The sequence below is a fragment of the Allochromatium humboldtianum genome, from assembly GCF_013385175.1.
Lineage (GTDB): Bacteria > Pseudomonadota > Gammaproteobacteria > Chromatiales > Chromatiaceae > Thermochromatium > Thermochromatium humboldtianum.
In genome coordinates this window covers 142,005-167,026 of sequence record NZ_JABZEO010000001.1, presented here as the reverse complement: position 1 = coordinate 167,026, position 25,022 = coordinate 142,005, and the positions used below count along the sequence as shown (strand labels likewise).

Here is a 25,022-nt window from a genome sequence, read left to right as displayed (position 1 = left end):
GGCGCGCTCGGGCCGGGTGCTCGCTCAGCCGCCGGACTGGCCGTTGAGCTGGGCGGCCAGACGCTTGGGCTCGACATAGCCGGGAATCATCTCGCCGCTATCGGTGATGATCGCCGGGGTTCCGCGCAGCCCGAGATCGGCCCCGAGCGCCATGTGTTCCTCGACCGGATTGTCGCAGGTCTTGGAGGCGATCGACTCACCGGCCTTCGCCTTGGTCATGGCCGTGCGACGAGCCTCATCGTCACCGGCGCACCAGACCGAGACGGCCTCGTCGTAAGCCGGACTGCCCTTGCCGGCACGCGGGAAGAACAGGTAACGCACCCGGATGCCTTCCTTCTCGTAGTCGGCGATCTGGCTGTGCAGCTTGCGGCAGTAACCGCACTCGATGTCAGTGAAGACGGTGATGGTGTGTTCAGCGTCCTTGTCGCCGAAGACGACCATTTCGTTCTCGCCGATACCGTCGATCAGCCGCTTGCGCGCCTCGGACAGACGCGGCTCGGTGAGATCCTCGCGCGTCTTGAGATCGACGATGTGACCGCTGATGAAATGACGGCCATCGGCGGTGATGTACATCAGATCGGTGCCGGCCATGACCTCGTAGAGCCCCTTGATCGGCGAGGCCTGGATGTTGGTGACTTTGAGATCGGGCGCGATCTCCTTGAGCGCTGCACGGATCTTCTGCTCGGGCGAGGCGAGCGCCAAGCCGCTGGAGAGCACCAGCGCGGCGGCGATCAGGAGGCGTTGGGTCGGTCTGTTCATGGGTGTCGAAACCTTAGTCGCGGAAATTGTTGAACTGTAACGGCAGCCCCCAGTCACCGCCACGCAGGAGCGCGATGACCTCCTGGAGATCGTCGCGCTTCTTGCCGGTGACGCGGAGCTGATCGCCCTGGATCTGGGCCTGCACCTTGACCTTGCTCGCCTTGATGGCCTTGACCAGGGTCTTGGCGGTGTCGGAGTCGACGCCCTGCTTGAGCTTGACCTCCTGACGCGCGCTGCTCAGGTTGGTCACAGGTTCGCCGGGGTCGAGACTCGCCAGGTCGATTCCGCGTTTGACCAGCTTTTGGCGCAGGATATCCATCATCTGCTGGAGGTGGAACTCCTGCTCGCCGGTGAGCAGGATCTTGTCGTCGCTCAGCTCGAAACTGGCTTTGACGCCCTTGAAATCGAAGCGGGTGCCGATCTCGCGGTTGGACTGATCGACCGCGTTGCGCACCTCTTGCAGATCGATCTCGGAGACGACGTCGAATGAAGGCATGACGGGTAAGGCTCTCGGTAGGACGGTGTCGAGTGATGAATGGTCTGAATCTTAACCCATTCGGCGGAGTTCTGGCGTCTGGGATTGAGGGCCGTGTGTCGCCTCCAGCTTTCAACCACGCGGATGATGACGCGCATGGAGCCGTTTGAGTCGCTCGCGTGCCACATGGGTGTAGATCTGTGTGGTCGAGAGGTCGCTGTGACCGAGCAACATCTGTACGACGCGCAGATCGGCGCCGTGATTGAGAAGGTGGGTGGCGAAGGCGTGGCGCAGAGTGTGCGGGGAGAGTGGTTTGGCGATCCCGGCCTGGATGGCATAGCGCTTGATGAGCTGCCAGAAGGCCTGGCGCGTCATGCAGTCGCTGCGGCTGGTCGGAAACAGGAAGTCGCTGACCCGGCCGCCGAGGATGTCCAGCCGTGGACCGCGTGCATAGTCGCGCAGCCAGTCGCAGGCGTCCTCGCCGAGCGGCACCAGACGCTCCTTGCCGCCCTTGCCGAGGATGCGCACCACGCCCTGGGTCAGACTGACCTGGCTCGGGGTGAGATTGACCAGTTCGCTGACGCGCAGACCGCTGGCATAGAGCACTTCCAGCATGGTGCGGTCGCGATGGCCGCGTGCGTCTTCGGTGTCCGGGGCGTTGAGCAGGGCTTCGACGTCGGCCTCGCTCAGGCTCTTGGGTAGCGGGCGTCCGAGCTTGGGCGCCTCGACACGGGCGCTGGGATCGACCTCGATCAGACCGCGCCGACGCAGATGTTGATAGAACTGGCGCAGACAGGAGAGCAGACGCGCGCTGGAGCGCGGGTTGCGTCCCTGCTGGGCGAGTCGGGCCAGATAGTCGAGCAGATCGGCGCGCTCGGCGGCGATCAGCGAGCGCCCGCGCTCCTGGTTCAGCCAGTGGGCGAAGGCGCGCAGGTCCGACTGATAGGCGGTGAGCGTGTTCCGGCTCAGGCCGCGTTCCATCCAGAGCGCATCGGCGAAACCTTCGATCAGTGTGCGGTCGTCCATCCTGTCTTCAGGGGGCCGGTGCCGGCCCGAGCGTGCTGTCGGTCGGCGTTGAATACCGTAAAACGCCCTCGTGTTCCAGCAGTCGGCGCTTGATGGCGAGCCGCCGGCCCGTCCGGTCTCCGGCGAAGCCGCCCAGTCCGTGCCGGCCGACGACGCGATGACAGGGCACCACGATGGGACAGGGATTGGCACGGCAGGCCTGTCCGACGGCGCGTGCCGCGCTGCCGAGTTCGCGGGCGATCTCGCCATAGGTGCGCGTCTGGCCAACGGGAATGGTGCGCAACAGCGCCCACACCCGTTGCTGAAACGCCGTTCCGGTCAGCCCCAGCGGTAGATCGAAGTGCGTTTCAGGGGTGTGGAAATAGGCATCGAGCTGGTCCATGATCGCCTGTGGCGGACGTGGCGGCTCACATCCTGATGGTGGCGGGTGAGCAGTCGGCGGCGGGTCCAGATCGATGCCGGTCAGGACATCGCCCCGCCAATGCAGGCCCAATCGGCCGATCGGCGTCTCGATCAGGCACTGAGCGTCATGGCACATACTCTCGTTCTCCTCCGCATCAATGTCGATCATCGATCGGTAACGGTTCGAACGCCCGAGATCGAATGTGGTCGACGGCCGGACATCCTGGCCTCAGAATCGGCGTCCCGATCCAGTCTCACCGGCCGTGATCCATGGCCGCCAAGCCAAACACGAGTCCTCACCCGATGAACGAACGCTTTTGGGAAACCACGCCCCTGACCGAATTGACCGCCGAGCAGTGGGAGTCGCTCTGCGACGGCTGCGGCAAGTGCTGTCTGGAAAAGTTCGAGGACGAGGAGACCGGCAACATCGTCTACTCGCGCGTGGCCTGCGCCCTGCTCGACCTCAAGACCTGCCGTTGTCGTCATTATGCCGACCGCGCCCGGCTCATGCCCGACTGCGTGACCATCGTGCCCCAGGTGCTGGCCTGGCCCAAGTGGCTGCCGGAGACCTGTGCCTATCGGCTCCTGGCCGAGGGCAAGCCGCTGCCAAGCTGGCATCCGCTCGTCAGCGGCGACCCCGACTCGGTCCTGGAGGCTGGGCAGAGTGTGTTCGGGCGTGTCATCGGACCCGAGACGGGCGAAGATCCGCTGATGAACCTCATCGACTGGATTCGTTAAAGCGCGCGCGTCAGCAAGGCGCTGTCGCCAACGGGATCGGGCACCGGGATTCGCACTCGCCAGCCGGAGCCGGGGGCGACCTCCAGCGGCTCGCCGGTCGAGTTCTCCAGACATTCCAACCGAAAGTCATGGTTGCCGCTCGGCGTCATCAGTTCCAGCGTATCGCCGAGTGCAAAGCGGTTCTTGACCTCGACCTCGACCCAGCCCGGCTCGGCGTCGCGCACGTCGCCGACGAAGATCCGGCGCCGGTTGCGTGAGACGCCGTCGGTATAGTTTTGTGTTTCATGCGGGGCATGACGGCGATAGAAGCCCTCGGTATAGCCGCGATTGGCCAGGCCTTCCAGATCGTGCTTGAGTTCGGGCCGGAAGGGGCGTCCGGCGGCCGCGTCGTCGATGGCCGCGCGATAGGCTTGGGTGGCGCGCGCGACATAGTAGTGCGATTTGGTACGCCCCTCGATCTTCAGACAGTCGATCCCCATGGCCGCCAGACGCTCGACATGCTCGATGGCGCACAGATCGCGCGAGTTGAGGATATAGGTGCCGTGCTCGTCCTCGAAGATCGGCATGTAGTCGCCGGGGCGTTGGGCCTCTTCCAGCAGATAGATCGATTCGGCGGACGGATGACGCGGCGCCGGATCCGATTCGGTTTCAGCCTGTTCGTAAACTTGGTCGAGTGCGCCCCCCTGCCCGGCTTCGGCCTCGCTCAGCCGGTACTCCCAGCGGCAGGCATTGGTACAGGCCCCCTGGTTGGCATCGCGATGATTGAAGTAGCCGGAAAGCAGACAGCGCCCCGAATAGGCGATGCAGAGCGCGCCATGGACGAAGACTTCGAGTTCCATGTCGGGACAGGCGTCACGGATCTCGGCGATGGCCGAGAGCGACAGTTCACGCGAGAGGATGACGCGCTTGAGCCCCTGCCGCTGCCAGAAGCGCACGGCAGCGGCATTGACCGTGTTGGCCTGCACCGAGAGATGGATCGGCAGTTCGGGCCACTGCTCGCGTGCCAGCATGATCAGGCCCGGATCGGCCATGATCAGTCCGTCCGGCCCCAGCTCGACGATGGGCTGCATGTCGTCGATGAAGGTCTTGAGCTTGGCTCCGTGCGGCATGAGGTTGGCCGCCAGATAGAGCCGCTTGCCCTGTCGGTGCGTCTCGGCGATCCCCGTGGCCAGATTGGCCAGATCGAAGTCGTTGTTGCGCACGCGCAGACTGTAGCGCGGCAGACCGGCATAGACGGCATCGGCGCCATAAGCGAGCGCATAGCGCAGGTTGCGCAGCGTGCCGGCCGGGGCCAGGAGTTCTGGGGTCTTTCGGGGAGTCGGAGTCAAGTTGGGCTTGGCCTGTGGGGGTGGTGCGAGATGGCCGTCATAACGGCCATGTCCGCAATACGCGACGAAGACTAATAAGCGATGGCGCTGGCTCCGGAGAGATCGTCGACGAACTTCCGATACCAGCGTCCGTCGATATGGAGCCAGGTATCCCGGATCATATAACGAAGGGGCGCACCTGAACCCTTGGAACGTTCGTCCGCTGGGACGGAGGGGAGGTCGGCCAGAATGGTTACTTGGGCCTCGTTGCCCTGGACGACCAGATCCTGGATCGCGTATCCCTGGAGCGCCAAAGGAGTCACGCTGGATCGGTATCGCTCGAAATCCACCTTGGCCCGATAGAACGGATCATAGGCTTCATAGACAGCCGCTCGATCCCCGGCCGTGATCGCCCTCCAGACCGCCTGCACGGCGCTCTCCAGTTCCGACGTCCTGTCGGCTGGTGCGGACGTCGCTTCGGCTTGGCTGGCCATCGCCCTGGCTTCGTCCCAGCTCAGTGTCCGCAGGATCAGATCCGCTCGATCCCGACTGTCCGAGCGATACTGATGCCAGGCCACCGAGAGTTCGCCATCGATATGATCGATCCGGGGACGCATGGCATAGGCGCTCTGCGCCGACAGGGGGATGTCCCGCGCGAGCCAGTGCTCGCCTCGATCCCCGGATAGCTGCATACGGATACGTGCGCGAATGTCACGCGAATCCTCCCACACCACGGCCACGCGCTCCCCATCGACGGTCAGACGCGGAAGCCAGGCTCGGGTATTGGCGAATTCAGCGCTGTCCAATTGCTGCGTTCGCCAGTGGGCGCCCAGGTCGTCGCTGAGCGCGGCATAGACTCTTTGCTTGGTCCTCTCCCGCTGCTCGCCGCTGAACACCACGAGCAGTCTGGCGTCCGGCCAGACGTGCCAGTCGAGACGGGCGACATCGAGTCCATCGGCCCCGGCGACCGGCGAGACGCGCCAGCCATCGCCCTCGCGCACGGCCAGATTCAGGGAGAAATGGCCTTGCTCATAGGCCTTGAACAGAAGCGCGGGGCGTTTCGCGATGACCAGCGCCTCGATCAGCGGCGTGAAAGGCGTTTCGACCACAGTCTCCAGTGAGGAGACTTTTTCGGACAGGGTGTCGTATGCGAGCACCCCGATGAGTTCACGCCCCATCCGGCGACCATTGAAGAAGATGTACAGCGTCCGATCCAGGGACAGTGTCGAGATCTCGCCCAATTCATCGAGATTCGGGATCGGCAAGCTCTGACGTGATGATATGTCCGAGTCAGAAAGTCGAGTCAAAGACAAAGCTGGCTTCTTGCCTAGGGTCGCATCGATCGCATAGAGCCCGTCGCCGACCGGCTCCAGACGTATCAGGGTCGAGCCGATCTTGTCAGCCATCGCTTCGACCGAATCCCAACAGGCTTTGCCGTCGCCGCAAGCGGATGCGAGCAACCGATTGCCCTCGGGCCGCTTTTCCAGCCAGACCGCCGTCGAGCGCCCGCCGGCGTCATGCAATCCGGGACTCAACACGCGAACTCGCGTCGATTCGAGACGCGGCCCGATCGGCTGTGGAGACGCGAGTTCCCTCGTGATCGAATACAGACCGTCCTGGCCGACGTAAGCGGCCCTATCGCCGGCGAGCAGAGGCTCGACCCCGACGTCCACGGGACCGCCACGAGACATGGATTCCGCCAGGGCGCCACCGGAGCAGCTCAATGCAAGCGCAATCGCTATCGATCTGCCTGCCCTGCAAGGATTGCGATCACTCATGCTGCACCCTGAAGCACCAAAAACCGCCGATAAAAAACAGAAAAGAGGGAGACCCTCTTTTCCGTCGAAGAACGAGAACCCCCTGTCAACTATGGAAGCGCAGAGTCACTGAGCAGGAACCCATTGTTGACCGTTCCGTTGTATTGTGGATCAGAGGAATATTCGAGCTTGTAGATGACGGCATCGTTCGCCCCGAAAGAGGCCCAGCCACCGGTATTCTCGACCGCTGCCCAGGTACTGCTGTCGACCAGATCCCGCAGGTCGACGGCTGCAGTACAGGTCACGCTCAAAACGATGGAGGTAAAGGGTCGGGACTGACCATCCCGGTCATAGAGATCGGCTACGGATACGGGAGCCGTCAATTGAGCGGAATCCATGTTGGCGCCGATCGGCGTCACGAAGAAGCGTGTGGACCATTCGCTGGGTGGCGCAAAGGTGAAACGACGGTAAGGCGTCCCATTCGAGGGAAGCGCCGAATAGACGCCACCGCCGGCGATATTGGCATTGATGAAATCGAAGTTTTCCCGATTGACGTCATTGATGGCCTTCCCGCCCCAGGCGGCTCCACCCGCGATCTCCATGACGACGAACTCACCGGACAGATCCAGATTGTCACCCACCGCCAAGGGGCTGCCCGTGGAGTTGGTGTTCGTCACCAGCAGATAACCACGCTGTGGCCCGGTCACGCCGAGTCCGAAGCCCCCGCCATAGAAATTGGCATCTCCGAACAGGGCATTGCCGCCCTCGAAGGCGCCGGCGACATCGAAGCTGACCACGTCACCACTGATCGATGAGCGAGTCAGGGTTCTGGTCGAGCAGTTTCCATTCCGATTCGCCACCCCGGAGGAGTCGAAAGCGTCTTTGTAGCGATAGATGTACGTCAGATGGGTCGCCCCCCCGCCGGCGGTGGGTCCATCCACGACCGAGGCGATCGTGGTCACGTTAGGAGCATTGCTGACCAGCACGGGAAACAGCAGGCTGTCTGCACCCGCCGGCTCGATCGTCGAGCCAGCGACGACGAGCAGCAGGCTCGAGATTCGAATCAAGGAGATATCGCTATTCATTGTCAACTCCCACGGCACTGTTTGAAGATATCACGACCCATGCGCGAACCAAGCGCGCATCGAAGTATACCCCAGTCGATTCAACGTAGCTCGACCTCGACCGTCAGTTGCTCGTCGCCACCGAGCCGACGCGAGCGGATCGCCTCGACCTCGACCTTGCCATTCGGTTCGGCATCGAGCAGGGCAAGACGGATGTCGGCATAGCTTGCGATTGGCTGTCCGTCGACCCGGACGAGACGATCGCCGACCTGCAGACCGGCCGTCTTCGCGCCGCTGTCTTCGGCAAAACCATCGATCGTCATCCCGCCTTCTGCCGCCGGCTGGCCGAGCAGTACGCCGAGTTTGCCCGTAGGCGGCAATTCGACTGGATCCGGATAGAGGAAGAAGTCGGCGGCACTCGGATCCGGTGTGCGCCCCTGGCCATCGAGCAGAGTGGCCATGGGGACCGGCACGCGGCGGGCGAGCCGTTTGGGGATACCCTGACCGTATTCGATGTGGCCGTCGCCACTGATCACGACCAGCGTGCGTTCAGGGTGCTCGGTCAGGTAGCGCGCCGCGCGTTCGGCCATGCCCTCGTCCCAGAGGAGTTGGACCTCCAGGAAGTGTTCGAAGTCACGCTGCTGTTCGGCTGGATGGTGCTTGAAGATCGCCTCCAGCCGTGCGCGATGGTCCGCGTCCGAGCGGTCGATCTCGGGCAGGCGCGCGCGATCGGCTTCGCTCAGGCTCGCGACCCCGCCATCGCCGACCTGACGTGTGAGTTCGGATTCGAGGTTGAGTGCGATCACCGGAATCCGATGTGCGCGTGCCAAGCGCAGGATGGGACGATAGAGCCGGTAGTCGAAGCGCCAGCGGTCGAAATACTGGGTGCGGCGAAGTAGCTCGGCCTCGTCGATCTCACCGGCGACATAGGCGTCGAGCGCCGGCTGATAGGGCTGCTGGAACATCTCCATCCCGATGGCCACCGAGCGACCACGCGCCAGCAGACCTTCGATGATGGCCGCTTGGTTGAGATGATCGGCGTAGCGGTCGTGCTGCTCGCCGACGAAGATCACGCGCTTGTCGGCCAGGCGCTCGATCAGCGCGTCCATGTCGGTCAGATGCGCGCTCTCCAGCACCCGTGTCGGGTTGCCCTGGAGCGACGACATGGGCGATTCCCCGGCCAGGGTCAGGTTGCCTGCCATCGTGAGGATGAACGCCAACGTCAGTCTGTCATGGATTCGATGCAACATGCGCTACCCCGTCGTCTTGGACGCCAAACCGCGTCCGTTATGATCGGCTCAGTTCACGACCGCCTTCAAGCGCCGGCGTGCCCTGTTTTCATCCTCAAAACCCACTGAACACCAGCCTGTTCAGCAACCATCGACTTGCCGGCAGATTGCAAGATTGCAATAGTCTGTTGAATAAATAAAACTTTTTGGCGGATAATCAGCCCTTTTTCGATGCTGGTTCGCTCGCACCCTGATGGATCAGGGCGCGAAACGCCCCGCTACATATGGATCGATCATGGATATCCTGGGAATCTCTGCCTTCTATCACGATAGCGCCGCCTGTCTAGTTCGTGACGGCCGGATCCTGGCCGCCGCCCAGGAGGAGCGCTTTTCGCGCAAGAAGCACGATGCCGGATTTCCGGCCGCGGCGATCCGGTTCTGCCTGGAGAAGGGCGGTGTCGGCCTCGACGACATCGACCATGTCGTTTTCTACGACAAGCCGCTCCTCAAGTTCGAGCGGCTTCTCGAGACCTATCTCGCCTATGCACCGGGCGGTCTGCGCTCCTTTCTCACGTCGATGCCGGTCTGGCTGAACGAGAAACTGGATCTGAAGCGTCTACTGAGGCAGGAGCTTGCCGCCATCGGCACGCTCTCCGAGCAGCAGCGGCCCCCGCTGCTATTTGCCCAGCACCATCAGTCTCATGCCGCCTCGGCCTTCTTTCCGAGTCCCTTCGAGCGCGCCGCCGTGCTCTGCATGGACGGCGTCGGCGAATGGGCCACGACCTCGGTCTGGCTGGGCGAAGGCAACCGGCTGGAGCCCAAATGGGAGATCCGCTTCCCTCACTCGCTCGGACTCCTCTATTCGGCCTTCACCTATTTCACCGGCTTCAAGGTCAACTCGGGCGAGTACAAGCTCATGGGACTCGCGCCCTATGGAGAACCGATCTTCAAGGATCTCATCCTGGAGCGGCTGCTCGACCTCAAGGAGGACGGCACCTTCCGTCTGGACATGCGCTATTTCGACTATGCCCAAGGGCTGACCATGACCAACCGGCGCTTCGAGCGGCTGTTCGGCGGTCCGCGACGCCAACCCGAGGCCGAGATCACCCAGCGCGAGATGGATCTGGCCGCCTCGATCCAGGCCGTGACGGAGGAGGTCGTCCTCCGACTCGGTCGCACGGTCCATCAGGAACTCGGTGTCGAGCATCTCTGTCTCGCGGGGGGCGTCGCGCTCAACTGCGTCGCCAACGGACGTCTGCTGCGCGAAGGCCCCTTCGAGTCCATCTGGACCCAGCCGGCGGCCGGCGATGCCGGCGCCGCCCTGGGCGCGGCGCTCTCGGTCTGGCACCAGTACCTCGACCGTCCGCGCATCCCGGCAGCGGGCGACGCCATGCATGGGGCCTATCTGGGGCCTGAGTTCGCGGACGACGAGATCGCCGCCTTTCTCGACGCCTCGTCCATTCCGAACCAGCGTCTCGACGACGAAACCCTGATGATGCGCGTGGCCGAACTGCTGGCGGAAGAAAAAGTCATCGGCTGGTTCCAGGGGGCGATGGAGTTCGGACCGCGGGCGCTCGGTGCACGCTCCATCCTGGGCGACCCGCGCAGTCCGCGCATGCAGTCGGTGATGAACCTCAAGATCAAGTATCGCGAGTCGTTCCGCCCCTTCGCGCCGGCCGTGCTCGCCGAGCGGGTGTCGGACTACTTCGAGCATTCGGGGCCAAGCCCCTACATGCTGATCACGGCGGCCGTGCAACCGTCCCGGCGTCTCGACACGGAAGCCGAGGGCGCCTCACTCTTCGGCCTCGACAAGCTCAGGGTCCAGCGCTCGCAGATACCGGCCGTCACCCATGTGGATCATTCGGCGCGCATCCAGACCGTGCATCGAGAGACCAATCCACGCTTTCACCGGCTCATCGAGACCTTTGCTGAGCGCACGGGTTGCCCCATGCTGATCAACACCTCTTTCAACGTTCGCGGCGAACCCATCGTCTGCACCCCGGAAGATGCCTTCCGCTGTTTCATGCAGACCGAGATGGACTATCTGGTCTTGGGCAACCACGTTCTGGCGAAGCATGAGCAGAGACCGGCGGCGCGCGACCAAGCCTGGCTCAGCCAATTCGAGCTGGACTGAGGACGACACGACATGCACCCCATTCCAGAGATCGACACCCCCGGCCTGAGACGTTTCGGGCTCATCACGGGCGGACTCATCGCGACGCTCTTCGGCCTCGTGCTGCCCTGGCTGGCCGAGGCGTGGCTTCCAGTCTGGCCCTGGGTGACCGCCGCCGTTCTGGCCGTCTGGGCGCTGGCGAACCCCAAGAGTCTGCGGCCGGTCTATCGCGGCTGGATGCGCTTCGGCCAGCTCGCCAACCGCATCGTCACACCGATTCTGCTGTCCGTGATCTATCTGACCCTGTTCACCCCGATCGGCCTGACGATGCGTCTGTTCGGCCAAGATCCCATGCGGCGGGCGCTCGACCGGAATGCATCGAGCTATCGCGAGGCCAGCCCGTCCGCCCCCCCTCGATCCATGGAGCGCCCGTTCTGATGCTCGAACTCTTCAAAGACCTCTGGGATTTCATGCGTCAGCGCAGAAAATTCTGGCTGATCCCCATCCTGGTGGTGATGATGCTGCTCAGCGCCCTGTTCATCCTGGCCCAGGGCTCGGCTGTGGCGCCCTTCATCTATACGCTCTTCTGAAATCATGCCGCGCTCAACGAAAGGCACACCGAATTGGGCGCGGCTCCGCTTTGGCTGCATGTCGCGATCCGCAAATATTGGTCATTCGGCGTGCAAGACAGCGACTTTCGACACCGGATAGATCTTACGATATATCTTTTGAAGCTGGAGCATCATGTTCAAGGCCGATGAAATGCGCAGAATATACGTCATGGCCGCACCTTGCAGCGGCAAGTCCACATTTGCAACCAACGGCATCTATAAAGGAGTAAGGCTTGTCGACTTCAACGTTCACTTTGAGCAGTGGGCTCGCGATTCAAACATCGACCTTATTGAATTCAGCCGCAAGAGCCTAGAAGAAAGGGAAAAAGTTTATAACGAATCAAATATTGCTTATCTTGAAGAGCAAGTAGACCCTGTCTGTATGCTCGGTGTCATTGGACCGAAAAATCCACGAGCGTATCCCGACATATCCTTCGTCATCGTGCAGCCGCCGACCTCGCGCGCAATGACATACTGTCTAAAGAGAAAATGGAACTTACTGAAAAAACAGCAAAAAAGCATATGGTCCAAGTGGAGCAATATAATGGAATATCGCCAAAAACTCGCCTCATACTCACAAGCAAATGGAATCCCCATCTATCCCAGTTTTGAAAAAGCCTTGGATTCGATTTTAGAAGGACGATAAAAAGATCGATGCGGCCTTTTTGACGCTCATGATGCGGCGTGACTGTGTCTCGGATCCTGGGCTGACAGGATTTTCACAAGCCTGAACTCACACCGATGTCGGCCGCTCACTACAGCCGACCATGTTCACGCAGCCAGTCGGCAATCCGCCGGGCGATCAGGCGATTGCCTTCGGGCGAGACATGGGCGAGCAGGAAGAGGTCATTGAGCGACCGCGCCTCCTCGGCTTCCAGATACTGTGTGAAGCCTGAAACCATCTCGATGCAGTCGAGTGAGCGCGCTTCGCAGTGATCGAGAATCCGCTGCACCGCGTTGGGCAGACGTCCGGTACGCCGCCGTTCCTCGACGTCCTCACGCTGCGGCAGGATCAGTAGCAGCGGATGCGACCCCAGCTCTCGCGCATCGGCGAAAAAGCGATCGAAGATGGCGAACATGAGTGAGCGCGGCTCTTCCTGCTCCCAGAGTTCCTCCCAGGGCCGTGGATTCATGTCGGTCACTGGGCGCTCCAGCTTGCCGGAGACGGCCTCCTTCCAGATACGCTGATTCAGGAGGATGGCACTGTAGGGAAAGCCCAGAACCGGATACTCGTCGCGATTGAACCACCAGTCGTGCCGACCGACCGCGCGCAGGAAGTCGTCGTCCATGAGCTTTGACAGGTCGCCCTTGTCCTGGATCGGATTTTCCAGCAACACCAGATCGCCCTCATGCTCGATGAAGCGCGGCTTGGTGAAGCGCAGTTGGGTGCCGGGATAGTAATAGGGACGATAGACATTGACCACCCGATTGATATTCTCCGTGATCAAACCGAGTGCTACTACAGGGGTTTGATGGGTGGCGAACTCATCACGGAACCTCAAATACGCCTGATCGGTCCCGAAACCACCGACGCCATAGTTGTAGACCTCAGAGCCTGTTTCGTCCGCGAGAAAAGACTGCCAGGTCTGATCGTCATCGACCTCGTCGCAATGGGTATATGAGTCCCCATAGGTCGACATGAGCGCCGAACCAGCGTGCGTGGATTCCGGTCGAGGACGCTCGCCCCACGGGGTCGGGTAGTGCTCGCTCCAGCCGAGACGCACATCGAAATGTCTTTCGACGAGCGGCAGATCGGCCTGGGATAAACGATACAACCCGGTATCCAGGAAGCTGAAGCGATCCTGGAAGACCTGGAAGAAGCCGAAGCTCATCAGCTCGATCGCACCCATCAGAAAGAGGACGAGAAAGGCGTAGGGAAAGAGTTTGCGGGCCATTGGGATTCCGAGGATCAATGGATGCAGGCTTCGCGCATGGGAACAGCCTGCTCAAGGGCGGAGACAGTCTTTTGGACCAGCGGATTCGACCGGGTCTGGTCGATTCCTCGGTCGACGATCTTGACGAAGTTCCGTTCACCATGCGGATACTGATCCTCACCGTCGAACCAGGTCCAGGTATTCAGTCCGGCCGGTCTGGCGTCGAACTCCGTGCGCTGATAGATGCCACGGATGTCGAAGAAGACATCCTGGGAAAAGCGGGCTCGAAACGACGGCAGGTTCCAGTCGCCGAGATCCAGATAGACGGCCTCGTCCGCGTGGAAGAGCACCACTGTGTTGAGCACCCAGACATCCTTCCCGTAACGCACGGCCGACTCCCTGACCGCCTGATTCACCCATCGATGGTGAATGTGTCCATACTCACCCCAATTGTTGTGCGTCACGATCCGGCTGAAGTCGGACCTGGAGACCCAGGGATCGACGGCCGAAAGGATGCGCTCATAGTTCCAGTCCTTGTCGCGCTCGCAACGGTCGCACAGGCCAAAGACGTCGAACCATTCCTGGTCCGTCGTCGTGCCTGAAAAGAGGCTGCACCATCGCTCGCGATAGGATTCCGGGTGCTGCGCCACAACCGCCGCATGGGCCGGCGCGGGCGGAGCCGCCGCGAGCAGCAAGGCTGCGGCAGAGTCCTGAAAGGGTTGCATCCAGAGTAGATCATCGTCCTGATGGGCAAAAACGAGCAGGGTCGCTCCATCATCGAAGCGTTCGTCGGTCACAGGCATTTGGAATCGGTCGATATCGGGGAAGCGAGACGGCCATCGCAGATGGCGAGACGGATCAGGACTCAAAAGCTCGAAGAGTCGCTAGCGGGCATGAGATGCAAAGACAGATAGGCGTTTCAGGGCTGATCTCCGAAATCGGGCAATAAGCGCAACAGGGCAAAAAAATCCGACATAAAAACAATTAAAATCAAAGTCTTGAGCCGTCATTATACACGGAATCGCGTCTACTGACAGCTACTTGTTTAGCGAAAGGCCCTCCAGACCAGGCATCGAGTACAAAACCGACCGAGCAGGAGCGGCTTGCGTTCATGCTCCAGGCATTCCAACCTGCCCGGTCTCCTCCATGGCGACGCGCTTGATGCTGATGAGTCGATACTGAAGCCTCTACCAAAAAAGCTTACAAAACAATATTTTGACTTTTTAGCCTAATGAACCTCGGCCAACGCCAGCCGGCGTGCAGAGCCGAAATCCGTCTTGCCGCTGCCGAGTTTGGGAATCGTGCCGACACGTCGCACCTCGGCCGGGATGGTCAGCGGATTGGTCCCGCCCGCCAGCATGGCACGGCGCAGGCTTTCCAGATCGATAGCCCCCTCTTCGGCGACGAGCAGGACGATACGCTCACCCTTGCGCTCGTCGGGCACATTGACCGCGACCAGCTCCAGGTCCGGTTGCTCCAGCGCCTTCCGCACTGAATCCTCGACGGCCGTCAGACTGATCATTTCGCCGCCGAGCTTGGCAAAGCGCGAATAGCGGTCGACGATGGTCAGGAAGCCGTCGGTATCGAGATGGCCCTTGTCGCCGGTCTTGTACCAGCGCATGCCGTCCAGCTCGACGATGGCCTCGGCGGTCTTCCCTGGCGCGCCCAGATAGCCCTTCATTACCTGCACCCCGCCGATCAGGATCAGACCATCCGCGCCGGGCGGCAGTGTCTCCAGCGTCTCGGGATCGACGATGCGGAAGCTGGTGCCGGGCAGCGGCATCCCGACCGTGCCCGGACGCGAGCCGGTCTGGACCTTCCAGGTGTCGGTCTCCAGCGCATCCGGCACGTTGACGCTCGCCACCGGCGTGGTCTCGGTGGCGCCATAGCCCTCCAGGATCTCCTTGTGGAACTTGAGCGCGAAGCCCTCGCGCACCTCGGGCGCCAGCCGCTCGGCCCCGGCGACGACGATCCGCAGCGACTGGAGCATCAGCGGATGCACCTTGGGACTGCGCGCATAGAGCCGCAGGAAGGTCGAGGTGCCGCAGAGCACCGTGGCGCGATAGCGGGCGATGGCCTTGGCGGTGCCGACCGCGTCGGTCGGGTCGGGATGACAGACCATCGGCACACCTTCGAGCAACGGCATGAAGGTGGTCGCCGTCAGCCCGAAGGCATGGAACAGCGGCAGATTGGCCAGCAGCACGTCGTCGCGCTCGGTGTTGAGCACATCCGAGATCTGCCGCACGTTGGCCAGGATGTTGCGGTGGGTCAGCTCGATGCCCTTGGGCGTGCCTTCGCTGCCGCTGGAAAAGAGGACGGCAGCGGTGTCGTCCGGGCGGCTCGGATGACCGAACAGGCGTCCGATGGCCGCCGCCGGCAGCAGGCTCGTCAGCCCCAGCGTCAACAGCGCCTCGACGCGCCCGATCCGGGCGCGCAGTCCTTCCATCGGATGCAGGGTCACGCCCGGCAGGGCGCTCGCTGAATCGATGCCGCGCTGTTCGAGCTTGCGCAGGAAGCGGTCGGCGGTGATGACATGCCGCACCCCGGCCTGCTCGACGCTGGCCTGTAGCGCCTCTGGGCTGGCGGTGTAATTGAGGTTGACCACGGTCTTGCCGGCAAGCAGCGCGGCCAGATTGGCGATGACCCCGGCGCTGCTCGCCGGCAGCAGGAGACCGATCGCCGGCTCAGGCGCCAGACGCCGGATTCGGCGCGCAAACAGTGCCACGGCCGTCAGCAGGCGGCGGTTGGTCAGCGTGGTTCCGACCGAGTCGACGATGGCCGGCGCACCCGGATCACGCTTGGCTGTTTCAAGCCAGACCGCCGGCAAGGTCGGCAGGGTCTCGACATAGGCCCGCCAGGACGTCACCGACAGCTCGAACACCGCCTGCTTGACCCGCTCGGCGCCCGACTCCAGCGGCAGCGGCGCCCCGAAGGCGACGATCACCTCGCGCACCCGCCCTTGGCGGCGATTGGTGCGCAGCTTGCCGCTGGCATAGGAGAAGCGGCTGCCCCAGAGTCCGCGCTGATAGAACGGCAGGATGACGCCCGAGCCGGCCGCCCGCGCCGACAGCTCGAAACCGCGCTTGAACTCCGAGAGCTGACCGTTCTTGCTCAGCGTCCCCTCGGGGAACAGACACACCACCTCGCCGGCATCGATCAGTTGTGTGATGGTCTGGATCGCCTGACGGCTGCTGGCGCGCGAGATCGGCACCACGCCGAAGAAGTCCAGGAACCAGCGCAGATACCAGCGCTCGTAGATCCAGCGCTCCATCACGAAGCGCACCGGACGCGGACTGGCCAGTTGCACCATGGCCCAGTCGATCCAGCTCACATGGTTGCCGAGCAGCAGCACCCCGCCCTGGGCCGGCATGTTCTTCAGCCCGATGACGTTGAGCCGGTAGCGCGTCGCCATCAGGCGTCCGATCAGAAAGCGCACCAGCGACTGCGGAAGCTGATGGATGGTATAGAGCGCCCCGCCGAGCGCGATGACCGCCAGCGCCAGCATCAGGACCAGACCGCCGACCTCCAGCCAGGCCGCCAGCACCGTCAGCCCCAGGAACCCCAGCATCACCAGGTTCTGCACGAAGTTGTTGGCCGCCAGCACCCGTCCGAGCCCGGACTCACCGGCGTTGAACTGGATGAGCGCGTTGAGCGGCACCAGGAAGAACCCGGCCAGCACCCCGAGCACCAGGAAGTTGAGCGCATGCGCCCAGCTCGATCCCAGCCCCGGCAGCAAGAACAGCGCCAGCGCGATGCCGCCGGCGCCGACCGGGATCAGCCCGGTCTCGATGTGATGGCGCGAGACGCGCCCGGCGATGATGGAGCCGAGAATGATGCCCACGCCCGAGCAGGCCAGCATCCCCTGGATGACCACGGTGTTGGTCTCGCCCAGAGTCTCCTTGGCGAAGGCCGGGAAGGCGGCCAGGATCACCTGCGAGATGGCCCAGAAGATCGACAGCCCCACGATCGACAGCCAGATGACCTGGTTGTCCCAGGCCGCGCGCAGGTTGTCGCGCAGATAGCGCCCGCTTGCGTAGCGTCCCCAATCGAAGCCGAGTGCTCCGCCCTCGCTGGTGCGCGGCAGCCGGTAGGCGATGGCCAGTTCCACCACTGAGCACAGCACCAGCACCCAGCCGAGCGGCGCGATCAGCCCCATGATCGCGTCGGGCGTGTCGAAGGTCGCACCGGCGAGTCGGCCCTCGAACAGAATCGAGAAGACGAAGATCCCGGCCAGGATGGCGGTGGTGGTGGTCGCCTGCACCCAGCCGTTGGCCGTGGCCAAGGCTTCCTTGCCGACCAGTTCCTTGATGTAGCCGTACTTGGCCGGCGAATAGAAGGCGCTCTGCGCCGCCAGCAGGAAGGTCATGGCGAAGGCCGGCCAGAACCAGCCGAGATAATAGAAGAGCGTGATACAGAGCGTCAGACCCACCGCAACCCAGGCCGTCGCGCGCATCACGCGGTTCTTCGGGAAGCGGTCGGCCATGAACCCCGAGGGCGTGAACAGCAGCACGAAGGGCAGCAGGATGAGCGCGTTGACGATGGCCGTCAGCAGGATCTGCGCGTCGCCGTCATAGATCTTGAACAGGGTGTTCTGGATGACGATCTTGTGCCCCAGGTCGACGAAGGCATTGAGGAAGATCATCAGGACATAGGGCAGGAATCCGGCGATGCGAAAGAGTTGACCCACGGCAAGCCCCCTTGAGATGTGACAGGATTCAGACCGGCGCCGACACGCCCAGCGCCTCCAGATAGGCCCGCGCGCTGTGCATCCATTCGTACTCGGCCACGGCGGCACGCAGGTCGGACGCCGGGCGCGGATGGGCCAGCGTCTCCAGCATGGCCGAGGCCAGCGCCGCGACGTCGCCCACGGGCGCCAGCGGCCCATGACGCCCGCCGGCCAGGATCTCCGACGGCCCGCTCGGGCAGTCGGTCGCGACCACTGGCACGCCCAGCGCCAGCGCCTCGGTGAGCACGTTCGGCGAGCCTTCCCAGGCCGATGAGAGCACGAACAGCGCCGCGCGCGCCAGATAGGCCGGAAGCTGGGGCTGGAATCCCGGCAGCGCGACATCGGCGCTCAGACCCAGCTCGGCGATCAGCGTCTCCAGTCTGGCGCGCCCGCCGCCCTCGCCCAGGATCATCAGCCGACAGTCGTGCTCGGCCCGGACGCGGGCGAAGGCGCGGATCAGGGTCGGAAAGTCCTTCTGACGCTGAAAACGACCCGCACCCATGATGACCGGCGGCTGTCCGGGCGTCAGCCAGGGATGCGGACAGGGACTCCCCGCTGCTTCATACAGACTCGGCGTGATGACCGGATTGCGGATGACCCGGATCCGCGCGCGCGGAATCCGGGCGATGCGTGCCGTGTCCTCGGCCACGCCCTCGGAGACGGCGACGATGCGGTCGAGCGCCGGATAGAGCCGGCGGATCGGCCAGTAGCGCAGCCAGCGTTCGACGGCGCTACGTTCGGCCATGGCGGTCGAGAGGTTGGTTCCGAGCCGCAGCACCAGCCGCGTATCGACGCCGCTCAGGGTGCGCGCCAGCACGGCGGCACGTCCGGCGCGATCCTTGGCCGCCAGCAGGGCGCGCGGTCGACGTGCGCGCAGATAGCGCGCCAGCTCGGGCGCCGCCAGCAGCGTATGGCGCGCGCGCAGCCGGATTTGCTCGACCGATGCCGGACAGTGCGCCAGATGCGGACTCTCGTCACGGATCAGCACCAGCTCCACCCGCTCGCCCAGCGCGATGAAGCCATGCAGCAGATGGATCAGCATGCGCTCGACCCCGCCTGCGCCCGAGAAGGAGGCGAAGACGGCGATCGGGCGTTGGTCCCTTGACGAGTCCTGACGGGGCATGAGGTGGCCTGTGGTGAGTTTTCCACATATCGCGCTGATCCCGGAGACGCGCTATGCTCTCCATACAGGACGCTACAGGGCGCTCGGTGGTGCTGGACGCAGATGAGACAGGGTGCATCATAAACCACAGCCGGCCGGTCGCACGCGGTTTGATCCGGATGGCGCGCGCATCCCGTCCTTAGTCTAACCTTGAAAGCACCTTTACCAGCGCTGCATCCGAACCCCACGCTTGGGTATCTCACAGTCAACAGGAGTATCGTGATGGATAGAAACACGCTGACCGAGAGACTGATTCCGATCGTCTTGCTGGTCGCCTCCGGGGCCGTGTCGGCGGCCGAAGTTTTCCCACAGCAAAGCAGTAAGGCTTTACAGCCTCTGCCATCCTCTACGCAAGTCGTCACTCCTCAATCTTTGGAGGCTAGGCTTGGAAAAAAACCATCGAGTCCAGCTTTAGCCGCCGAGCTAACAGCAGACGATCGACAAAAAATCGCCCATAACAACGAAAATCGTCCCACTGGAAAACCGCTGCAAATCGGTGTCGTCAAACCGCTTGATTTTAAAGTCGATTTGCAATTACTCGATGTCAGCGCCATGACTGATCAAACCTATTCCTATGAAAAAGGATTGGTGCGTCTGGAAAATAACGAATTAAGTTGGGGCATGAGGCTCGATACACTTAAAGCCAGTGGAGTGAGATTGCGCTTTGATAACGTCAATCTTCCAGAGGGCGCTGTTATCCACGTTTTCGATGACTCCGGAAATCTGCACAGCTACAGCAGGCGTGAACCTAGCTTCTGGAGTCACACTTTTGCAGGTGAACATATTTACATCCAGATTGAGGTCACAGCCGCTGCTTCGGATGATGCACGTTTTAGCATCGGCGCTGTCATGTTACGTGACCCGGAACCACAGGGATTGTGTCCAGAAAAAAATGCGCCTTGCGTTGAAGATGCATCATGCTTCAATGAAACAGACTGGACGGAAATCGATAAGGCACGTCGAGCTATTGCACATATCAATTTCGAAAAAAATGGAGAACAATATATTTGTACAGGCGGCCTGATCGCCGACACTGATAGCAACACTGAAATTCCCTACTTCCTAACGGCCGATCACTGTATCAGCGATGGTGAAGTGGCAAAAACCATTGAAACTTGGTTCAATTATCAAACACCGGAATGTAACGCAAGCTGCCCTAAACTTGAGCCAGGCACTGCGTCTACACTTGGAGCCACATTGATACAAAATTCAGCGGTTGACGACCATGCCCTATTAGTTCTCGACGAGCCCCCGCCAGAAGAAGCTTGGTTTCTTGGATGGAGCAGCGAACCTGTCGCTTGGAAAAACGATGACACCACGCTTTACCGCCTAAGTCATCCGCAAGGGTCGCCACAAGCTTATTCAATACACAAAATTGACCCATCCGCCAGCGCTGCTGAAAGCTGCGACCCACCAAAGTCACTACCACGCGGCCCATATATTTACAGCCGCAATGTCATTGGCGCTACTGAAGGCGGAAGTAGCGGCGCACCCGCATTGACGTCATCAGGGCAAATCGCCGGACAACTTTTCGGCAAATTTGGCACTAACCTCAACAATGTTTGCGATTCAGTTAGCAATGCCACAGTCGACGGCGCTTTTGCAAACTATTATCATCAAGTAGCACCTTGGCTGAGCCTGAATTCATCAAAAATTCCAGTGACAGTTTATAAAACTGGAACTGGCGATGGGCATATTATCTCTTCAATTCCAAAAGAAGATCAAAAAAACGAAGATACCCCTTACCATAACCACCCAATCCCTGTTGACTTTAAAGCTCCACCCCAGATGGATTGGCCGTGGCAGGCATCTCTCAAAATCACAACATGGCGCATCAACGGAAAATGGGACTGTGGCGGATCGGTCATTCATCCGAACTGGATATTAACCGCTGCACACTGCATTGTTGATAAAGTCGATGATGGAAGATATGCGACGATTTCACCCTCAAACATACAAGTTCGAACTGGCGCAAGCCGATTCGACCAAGGAGGACAAGAATCTAAAGTCAAGCGCATCATCAAACACCCCGAATTCGACCCTATTACGCGCGACCATGACATTGCACTACTGGAACTCAAGGAACCCGTCTCTGTAGAGCCGATTCGGCTCATGACCTGGGCACAAGAAGAAAACCTAGCTTGTTCCGGAACACGGAGTTGGATTACAGGTTGGGCGTCAAAAGAAATTTGCGGATATACAGCAATGCCAACTTCCAGCATCCAAGTGCCGATCGTCAATCCGTGCCGCTGCGGCGATGCCATGACTAACAACATGATCTGTACGGAGCCAGAGCAACCAGACTCAAACGACCAATATCAAGACTGCCAATTTGATGATGGAAGCGCTTTGCTCGTAGTTAATGGAAGAGGTGGATATGCTCAAGCAGGCATTGTGAGTCGAGGAGTAAAAGACAATATTGATGACATTTGCTCGTCAAGAGCAGCGACCATCCATACTCGATTGTCCAATTACATTCAATGGCTAGAGTCAAGCACAGGAGTCGATCTATCTTCTCCGCTAAACCCAGCCGTGATCGACTGTGGAAATGCCTGTAATGGCGAGTTCGCCAAAGACACGTTGATCCGCTTGACTGCACTGCCCGCCGAGGGATCAACTTTTGCGGGATGGGAAGGAGCCTGTAATGGGGCAGATGAAACTTGCGAGTTAACGGTGACTCAAGCACACAATGTCAGAGCTATTTTCAATGCTCAGCAAACTCGCGTATCTGCCTGTGCACCCTGAGATGTGATTTCAGAGGCTAGAGGGCCGGAGGGGATACGTTCTCTCCAGCCCTAGCTCAGCCCGCTTACCTAATTCGCTCGACGATCATTGCAACCCAAGCAGCACCAAAGTCGCGCACACCAAATGGCCCATCACGATATCGGCTACGAGGAACTCTTCAGCTAGCCGAAGTTCGTTCAGCAATGGCTCGAAGGATTGGCCTCGCCCAAAATTGCGACGCTGACGGATTTCTCCGAGCCGACCAGCCACGGCGACTATATATCCAGCCGATCCCCATCCAACTCGTATCGACCGCACGCCGAGGCTGCGAAGCTGCAATCGACCAACGATGAGGTTCAGACCGTCGACACGGCCGCGTGTGAGACCCGGCTGGCGTTGACCGACATCAGCGAGAGCAAGGCGCTGGAAAAGCCGTGATCTCCGCCTCGCCCATTACTCGGATTCAATACGTCTCCCAGCTCACATCAACCCGAGCTGCAAACGCGCCTCGTCGCTCATGTTGTCGGCGCTCCAGGGCGGATCCCACACCAGTTGCACGCTGACCTGCCCGACGCCCTCGACCCGTTCCACCGCGCTCTTGACCATCAGCGGCATCATGCCGGCGACCGGACAGCCGGGCGCGGTCAGCGTCATGTCGACCGAAACGTCGCCATTGCCGGCGATATCGATGCGATAGATCAGACCCAGGTCGTAGATGTTGACCGGGATCTCGGGGTCATGGACGCCGCGCAGCGAGGCGATGATCGGCTCGCGCAGCTCCTCGGGGTCCATGCGCTCCACGGCGACCTCGACCTCTTCCTCGTGGAGGACGGCCGTGTCCCCATCCTGTGCGTCCGGTTCTTGCTTGCGCCGGCCGAAACCGGCAAAGCGGGCCAGTCTGTTCATCACGTCCTCCGCGAAACATCAGGCGCGGGTTGAATCAACATCGTCGTATTCGTTTCAGCCGCCACCGTCAGGCCAGCCGTTGTCCGACCGCCTCGGCCACATGCTCACGCATCGCCTCGTCGCCGAGCCGGTCGATGATCTCGCCGGCAAACCCGAGACAGAGCATCCGCCGCGCCTGCGCCGCGTCGATACCGCGCGAACGCAGATAGAACAGCATCTCAGGTTCGATCTGGCCGACCGTGGTGCCGTGACTGCACTTGACGTCATCGGCATAGATCTCGAGCTGCGGCTTGGTGTCGATCTCGGCCTGTTCGGAAAGCATCAGATTGCGGTTGGACATGGCCGCGTCGCTCTTCTGCGCGTCCTTGGAAACCAGCACCCGACCGTCGAACACCGCCCGCCCCTGCCCGGTGAGCAGACCCTTGAAGTTCTCCTCGCTGCGGCAGTTCGGAACGGCGTGCTCGACGTCGAGATGGTAGTCGAGCAACTGTCCGTCGCCGGCCAGATAGAGTCCCTGAAGCAGGCACTCGGCGTGCTCGCCCCGGAAACGGGTGTTGAGATCGGTCCGCGCCCAGCGCGCGCCCAGCCCGATGTTGACGCCCGCATAGCGGCTGTTTTCGTCCTGGACCAGATAGAAGCCGGTGAGATGGAAGGCGTTGCGGCTCTCCATCTGCAACCGCTCGTGTTTGAGCACGGCATCGCGCTCCAGCACGACTTCCATGACCGCGTTGGTGCAGTAGAGCGACTCGCCCAGGCTGACATAGCGCTCGACCAGGGTCGCTTGTGCACCGGCCTCCAGATGCACCAGATGGCGCGGCTGGGCCACGCGCGGCTCATCCAGCCCGACCGAGAGATGGATGAGTTCGAGCGGACGGTCGAGCATCACGCCGCGCGCCAGCCACACCACCAGACCATCGTCCAGCCCGGCCGTGTTGAACAGCGCGAAGAAGGTCTCCGAATCGCCGCGCGTGGCGTCGAGCTGGCCGCGCAACGACTCGGGATCATGCCCGAGCCAGTCGCGCAATCCGCCGACCCGCGCGCCTGCAGGCAGCTCGCCCAGCACCGAGAGTTCGGGCGCGAAACGGCCGTTGACCAACACCACGCGATAGGCGTCGAACCCTGGGATCAGGATCGTGTCGAGATCCTCGGGCTGGAGCGCGCTCAGCGGCTCGTCGATGGCGGTGAACTGCTGTTCGAGCAGACCCTTGAGGCTGGTGTAGCGCCAAGCTTCGTCCTTGGAATGCGGCAGCGGCCGGGCGCTCAGACGAGCGCGTGCCGCGCGGCGGCGTTCCAGGAGCCAGTCGGGCGCCGGGCTGTCGTCCGGCGCGCTCAACCAGTGTTCGAGACCGCTGTGCAGTGGCGCGTTCATGCCGCCAGCTCCGCGTCGATCCAGCCGTAGCCCTTCTGTTCCAGCTCCAGCGCCAGTTCCTTGCCGCCCGAGCGGATGATGCGCCCGCGCGCCAGGACATGCACGTAATCCGGCTGGATGTAGTCGAGCAACCGCTGATAGTGGGTGACGACGATCATGGAACGCTCGGGCGAGCGCAACGCATTGACGCCCTCGGCCACCACGCGCAGCGCGTCGATGTCGAGTCCGGAGTCGGTCTCGTCGAGGATGGCGAGCTTGGGTTCCAGCAGCGCCATCTGGAAGATCTCGTTGCGCTTCTTCTCGCCGCCCGAGAAACCGGCGTTGACCGCGCGCTTCAGGAGCGAGTCGTCGAGATGCAGGATCTTGAGCTTCTCCTTGATCAGGCGCAGGAAGGAGACGGCATCGAGTTCAGACTCGCCGCGCGCCTTGCGGATACTGTTGAGCGCGGCCTTGAGGAAATAGGTATTGTTCACGCCCGGCAGCTCGACCGGGTACTGGAAGGCGAGGAAGAGTCCGAGCTGGGCGCGTTCCTCGGGTTCGAGTTCGAGCAGGTCGCGTCCCTCGAAGGTCGCGGAACCGGCGGTGACGCTGTAGCCATCGCGTCCCGAGAGGACATGCGACAGCGTGCTCTTGCCCGAACCGTTCGGCCCCATGATGGCATGGACCTCGCCCGGCCCGACCTCCAGATCCAGTCCCTTGAGGATCTCTTTATCACCCACGTTGGCCCGCAGGCCCTTGACAGACAACATCTTCATGACTCCTGAACCGCGTGGGGCGCCG

General features: G+C 61.8%; 22 protein-coding genes. 7 read left to right on the top strand and 15 right to left on the bottom strand.

Features of this window, described 5'->3' with window-relative positions:
- Positions 1–24: 24 nt before the first annotated feature.
- The 4 genes from HW932_RS00780 to HW932_RS00765 all read right to left on the bottom strand — a co-directional run bounded on the left by HW932_RS00780 (position 25) and on the right by HW932_RS00765 (position 2,798).
- Positions 25–759, bottom strand: a complete 735-nt coding sequence (locus HW932_RS00780; protein WP_176974597.1) for a DsbC family protein — start codon at positions 757–759, stop codon at positions 25–27.
- A gap of 13 nt (positions 760–772) precedes the next feature.
- Positions 773–1,255: a YajQ family cyclic di-GMP-binding protein gene (locus tag HW932_RS00775; protein ID WP_176974596.1), complete on the bottom strand. Its 483-nt coding sequence runs from the start codon at positions 1,253–1,255 to the stop codon at positions 773–775.
- Between the two features lie 111 nt (positions 1,256–1,366).
- A complete protein-coding gene (gene xerD / locus HW932_RS00770; protein ID WP_176974595.1) occupies positions 1,367–2,260 on the bottom strand; it encodes a site-specific tyrosine recombinase XerD in 894 nt (297 codons plus the stop codon).
- A 7-nt stretch (positions 2,261–2,267) separates the two neighbouring features.
- The gene (locus HW932_RS00765; protein ID WP_176974594.1) at positions 2,268–2,798 is read right to left on the bottom strand and encodes a methylated-DNA--[protein]-cysteine S-methyltransferase; all 531 of its coding nucleotides are present in this window, start codon (positions 2,796–2,798) and stop codon (positions 2,268–2,270) included.
- 167 nt (positions 2,799–2,965) lie between these two features.
- On the opposite strand from HW932_RS00765, the gene HW932_RS00760 reads away from it, so the two are divergent.
- Positions 2,966–3,400 (top strand): YcgN family cysteine cluster protein, encoded by a 435-nt coding sequence (locus HW932_RS00760; RefSeq protein WP_176974593.1) that lies wholly within the window; start codon positions 2,966–2,968, stop codon positions 3,398–3,400.
- On the opposite strand, the gene trhP is transcribed toward HW932_RS00760, so the two are convergent.
- The 4 genes from trhP to HW932_RS00740 all read right to left on the bottom strand — a co-directional run bounded on the left by trhP (position 3,397) and on the right by HW932_RS00740 (position 8,778).
- Positions 3,397–4,728, bottom strand: a complete 1,332-nt coding sequence (trhP, locus tag HW932_RS00755; protein ID WP_176974592.1) for a prephenate-dependent tRNA uridine(34) hydroxylase TrhP — start codon at positions 4,726–4,728, stop codon at positions 3,397–3,399. The two genes, HW932_RS00760 and trhP, sit on opposite strands and share 4 nt — an antisense overlap.
- 71 nt (positions 4,729–4,799) lie before the next feature.
- Positions 4,800–6,242: a hypothetical protein gene (locus tag HW932_RS00750; RefSeq protein WP_176974591.1), complete on the bottom strand. Its 1,443-nt coding sequence runs from the start codon at positions 6,240–6,242 to the stop codon at positions 4,800–4,802.
- Between the two features lie 332 nt (positions 6,243–6,574).
- Positions 6,575–7,549 (bottom strand): hypothetical protein, encoded by a 975-nt coding sequence (locus tag HW932_RS00745; protein WP_176974590.1) that lies wholly within the window; start codon positions 7,547–7,549, stop codon positions 6,575–6,577.
- An 80-nt stretch (positions 7,550–7,629) separates the two neighbouring features.
- Entirely contained in the window at positions 7,630–8,778 is a 1,149-nt protein-coding gene (locus HW932_RS00740) for a ChaN family lipoprotein (protein WP_176974589.1), read from the bottom strand.
- A 274-nt stretch (positions 8,779–9,052) separates the two neighbouring features.
- On the opposite strand from HW932_RS00740, the gene HW932_RS00735 reads away from it, so the two are divergent.
- The 4 genes from HW932_RS00735 (at position 9,053) to HW932_RS00720 (ending at position 12,127) form a co-directional block, all read left to right on the top strand.
- Positions 9,053–10,891 (top strand): carbamoyltransferase family protein, encoded by a 1,839-nt coding sequence (locus HW932_RS00735; protein ID WP_222932172.1) that lies wholly within the window; start codon positions 9,053–9,055, stop codon positions 10,889–10,891.
- Between the two features lie 12 nt (positions 10,892–10,903).
- The gene (locus tag HW932_RS00730; protein WP_176974588.1) at positions 10,904–11,308 is read left to right on the top strand and encodes an SxtJ family membrane protein; all 405 of its coding nucleotides are present in this window, start codon (positions 10,904–10,906) and stop codon (positions 11,306–11,308) included.
- On the top strand, positions 11,308–11,460 hold the full coding sequence (locus tag HW932_RS00725) for a DUF5989 family protein (protein WP_176974587.1): 153 nt from the start codon (positions 11,308–11,310) through the stop codon (positions 11,458–11,460). Before HW932_RS00730 ends, HW932_RS00725 begins: the two co-directional genes overlap by 1 nt.
- A gap of 154 nt (positions 11,461–11,614) precedes the next feature.
- The gene (locus HW932_RS00720; protein WP_176974586.1) at positions 11,615–12,127 is read left to right on the top strand and encodes a hypothetical protein; all 513 of its coding nucleotides are present in this window, start codon (positions 11,615–11,617) and stop codon (positions 12,125–12,127) included.
- 109 nt (positions 12,128–12,236) lie between these two features.
- Here the strand turns inward: HW932_RS00720 and HW932_RS00715 are convergent, their stop codons facing one another.
- The 4 genes from HW932_RS00715 to HW932_RS00700 all read right to left on the bottom strand — a co-directional run bounded on the left by HW932_RS00715 (position 12,237) and on the right by HW932_RS00700 (position 19,204).
- The gene (locus HW932_RS00715; RefSeq protein WP_176974585.1) at positions 12,237–13,376 is read right to left on the bottom strand and encodes an SGNH/GDSL hydrolase family protein; all 1,140 of its coding nucleotides are present in this window, start codon (positions 13,374–13,376) and stop codon (positions 12,237–12,239) included.
- Positions 13,377–13,390: 14 nt separating this feature from the next.
- Positions 13,391–14,158, bottom strand: a complete 768-nt coding sequence (locus tag HW932_RS00710) for a hypothetical protein (protein ID WP_176974584.1) — start codon at positions 14,156–14,158, stop codon at positions 13,391–13,393.
- A gap of 425 nt (positions 14,159–14,583) precedes the next feature.
- A complete protein-coding gene (locus HW932_RS00705) occupies positions 14,584–18,042 on the bottom strand; it encodes an acyl-[ACP]--phospholipid O-acyltransferase (protein ID WP_176974583.1) in 3,459 nt (1,152 codons plus the stop codon).
- Between the two features lie 28 nt (positions 18,043–18,070).
- Positions 18,071–19,204, bottom strand: coding sequence for a glycosyltransferase (locus tag HW932_RS00700; RefSeq protein WP_176974582.1), 1,134 nt, complete (start codon positions 19,202–19,204; stop codon positions 18,071–18,073).
- A gap of 261 nt (positions 19,205–19,465) precedes the next feature.
- Here HW932_RS00700 and HW932_RS00695 point away from each other — a divergent pair, with 261 nt between their 5' ends.
- Together HW932_RS00695 and HW932_RS00690 are read left to right on the top strand one after the other, a co-directional pair.
- Positions 19,466–21,988: a trypsin-like serine protease gene (locus HW932_RS00695; protein WP_176974581.1), complete on the top strand. Its 2,523-nt coding sequence runs from the start codon at positions 19,466–19,468 to the stop codon at positions 21,986–21,988.
- Between the two features lie 195 nt (positions 21,989–22,183).
- Complete coding sequence (locus tag HW932_RS00690; RefSeq protein WP_176974580.1) at positions 22,184–22,405, top strand: hypothetical protein; 222 nt, start codon at positions 22,184–22,186, stop codon at positions 22,403–22,405.
- Positions 22,406–22,447: 42 nt separating this feature from the next.
- Here the strand turns inward: HW932_RS00690 and HW932_RS00685 are convergent, their stop codons facing one another.
- From HW932_RS00685 to sufC, 3 genes are all read right to left on the bottom strand, one after another.
- Positions 22,448–22,873, bottom strand: coding sequence for an SUF system Fe-S cluster assembly protein (locus HW932_RS00685; protein ID WP_176974579.1), 426 nt, complete (start codon positions 22,871–22,873; stop codon positions 22,448–22,450).
- A 67-nt stretch (positions 22,874–22,940) separates the two neighbouring features.
- Positions 22,941–24,242, bottom strand: coding sequence for a Fe-S cluster assembly protein SufD (sufD, locus tag HW932_RS00680; RefSeq protein ID WP_176974578.1), 1,302 nt, complete (start codon positions 24,240–24,242; stop codon positions 22,941–22,943).
- Complete coding sequence (gene sufC / locus HW932_RS00675; RefSeq protein WP_176974577.1) at positions 24,239–24,991, bottom strand: Fe-S cluster assembly ATPase SufC; 753 nt, start codon at positions 24,989–24,991, stop codon at positions 24,239–24,241. The genes sufD and sufC overlap by 4 nt, the downstream gene beginning before the upstream one ends.
- Positions 24,992–25,022 lie beyond the last annotated feature (31 nt).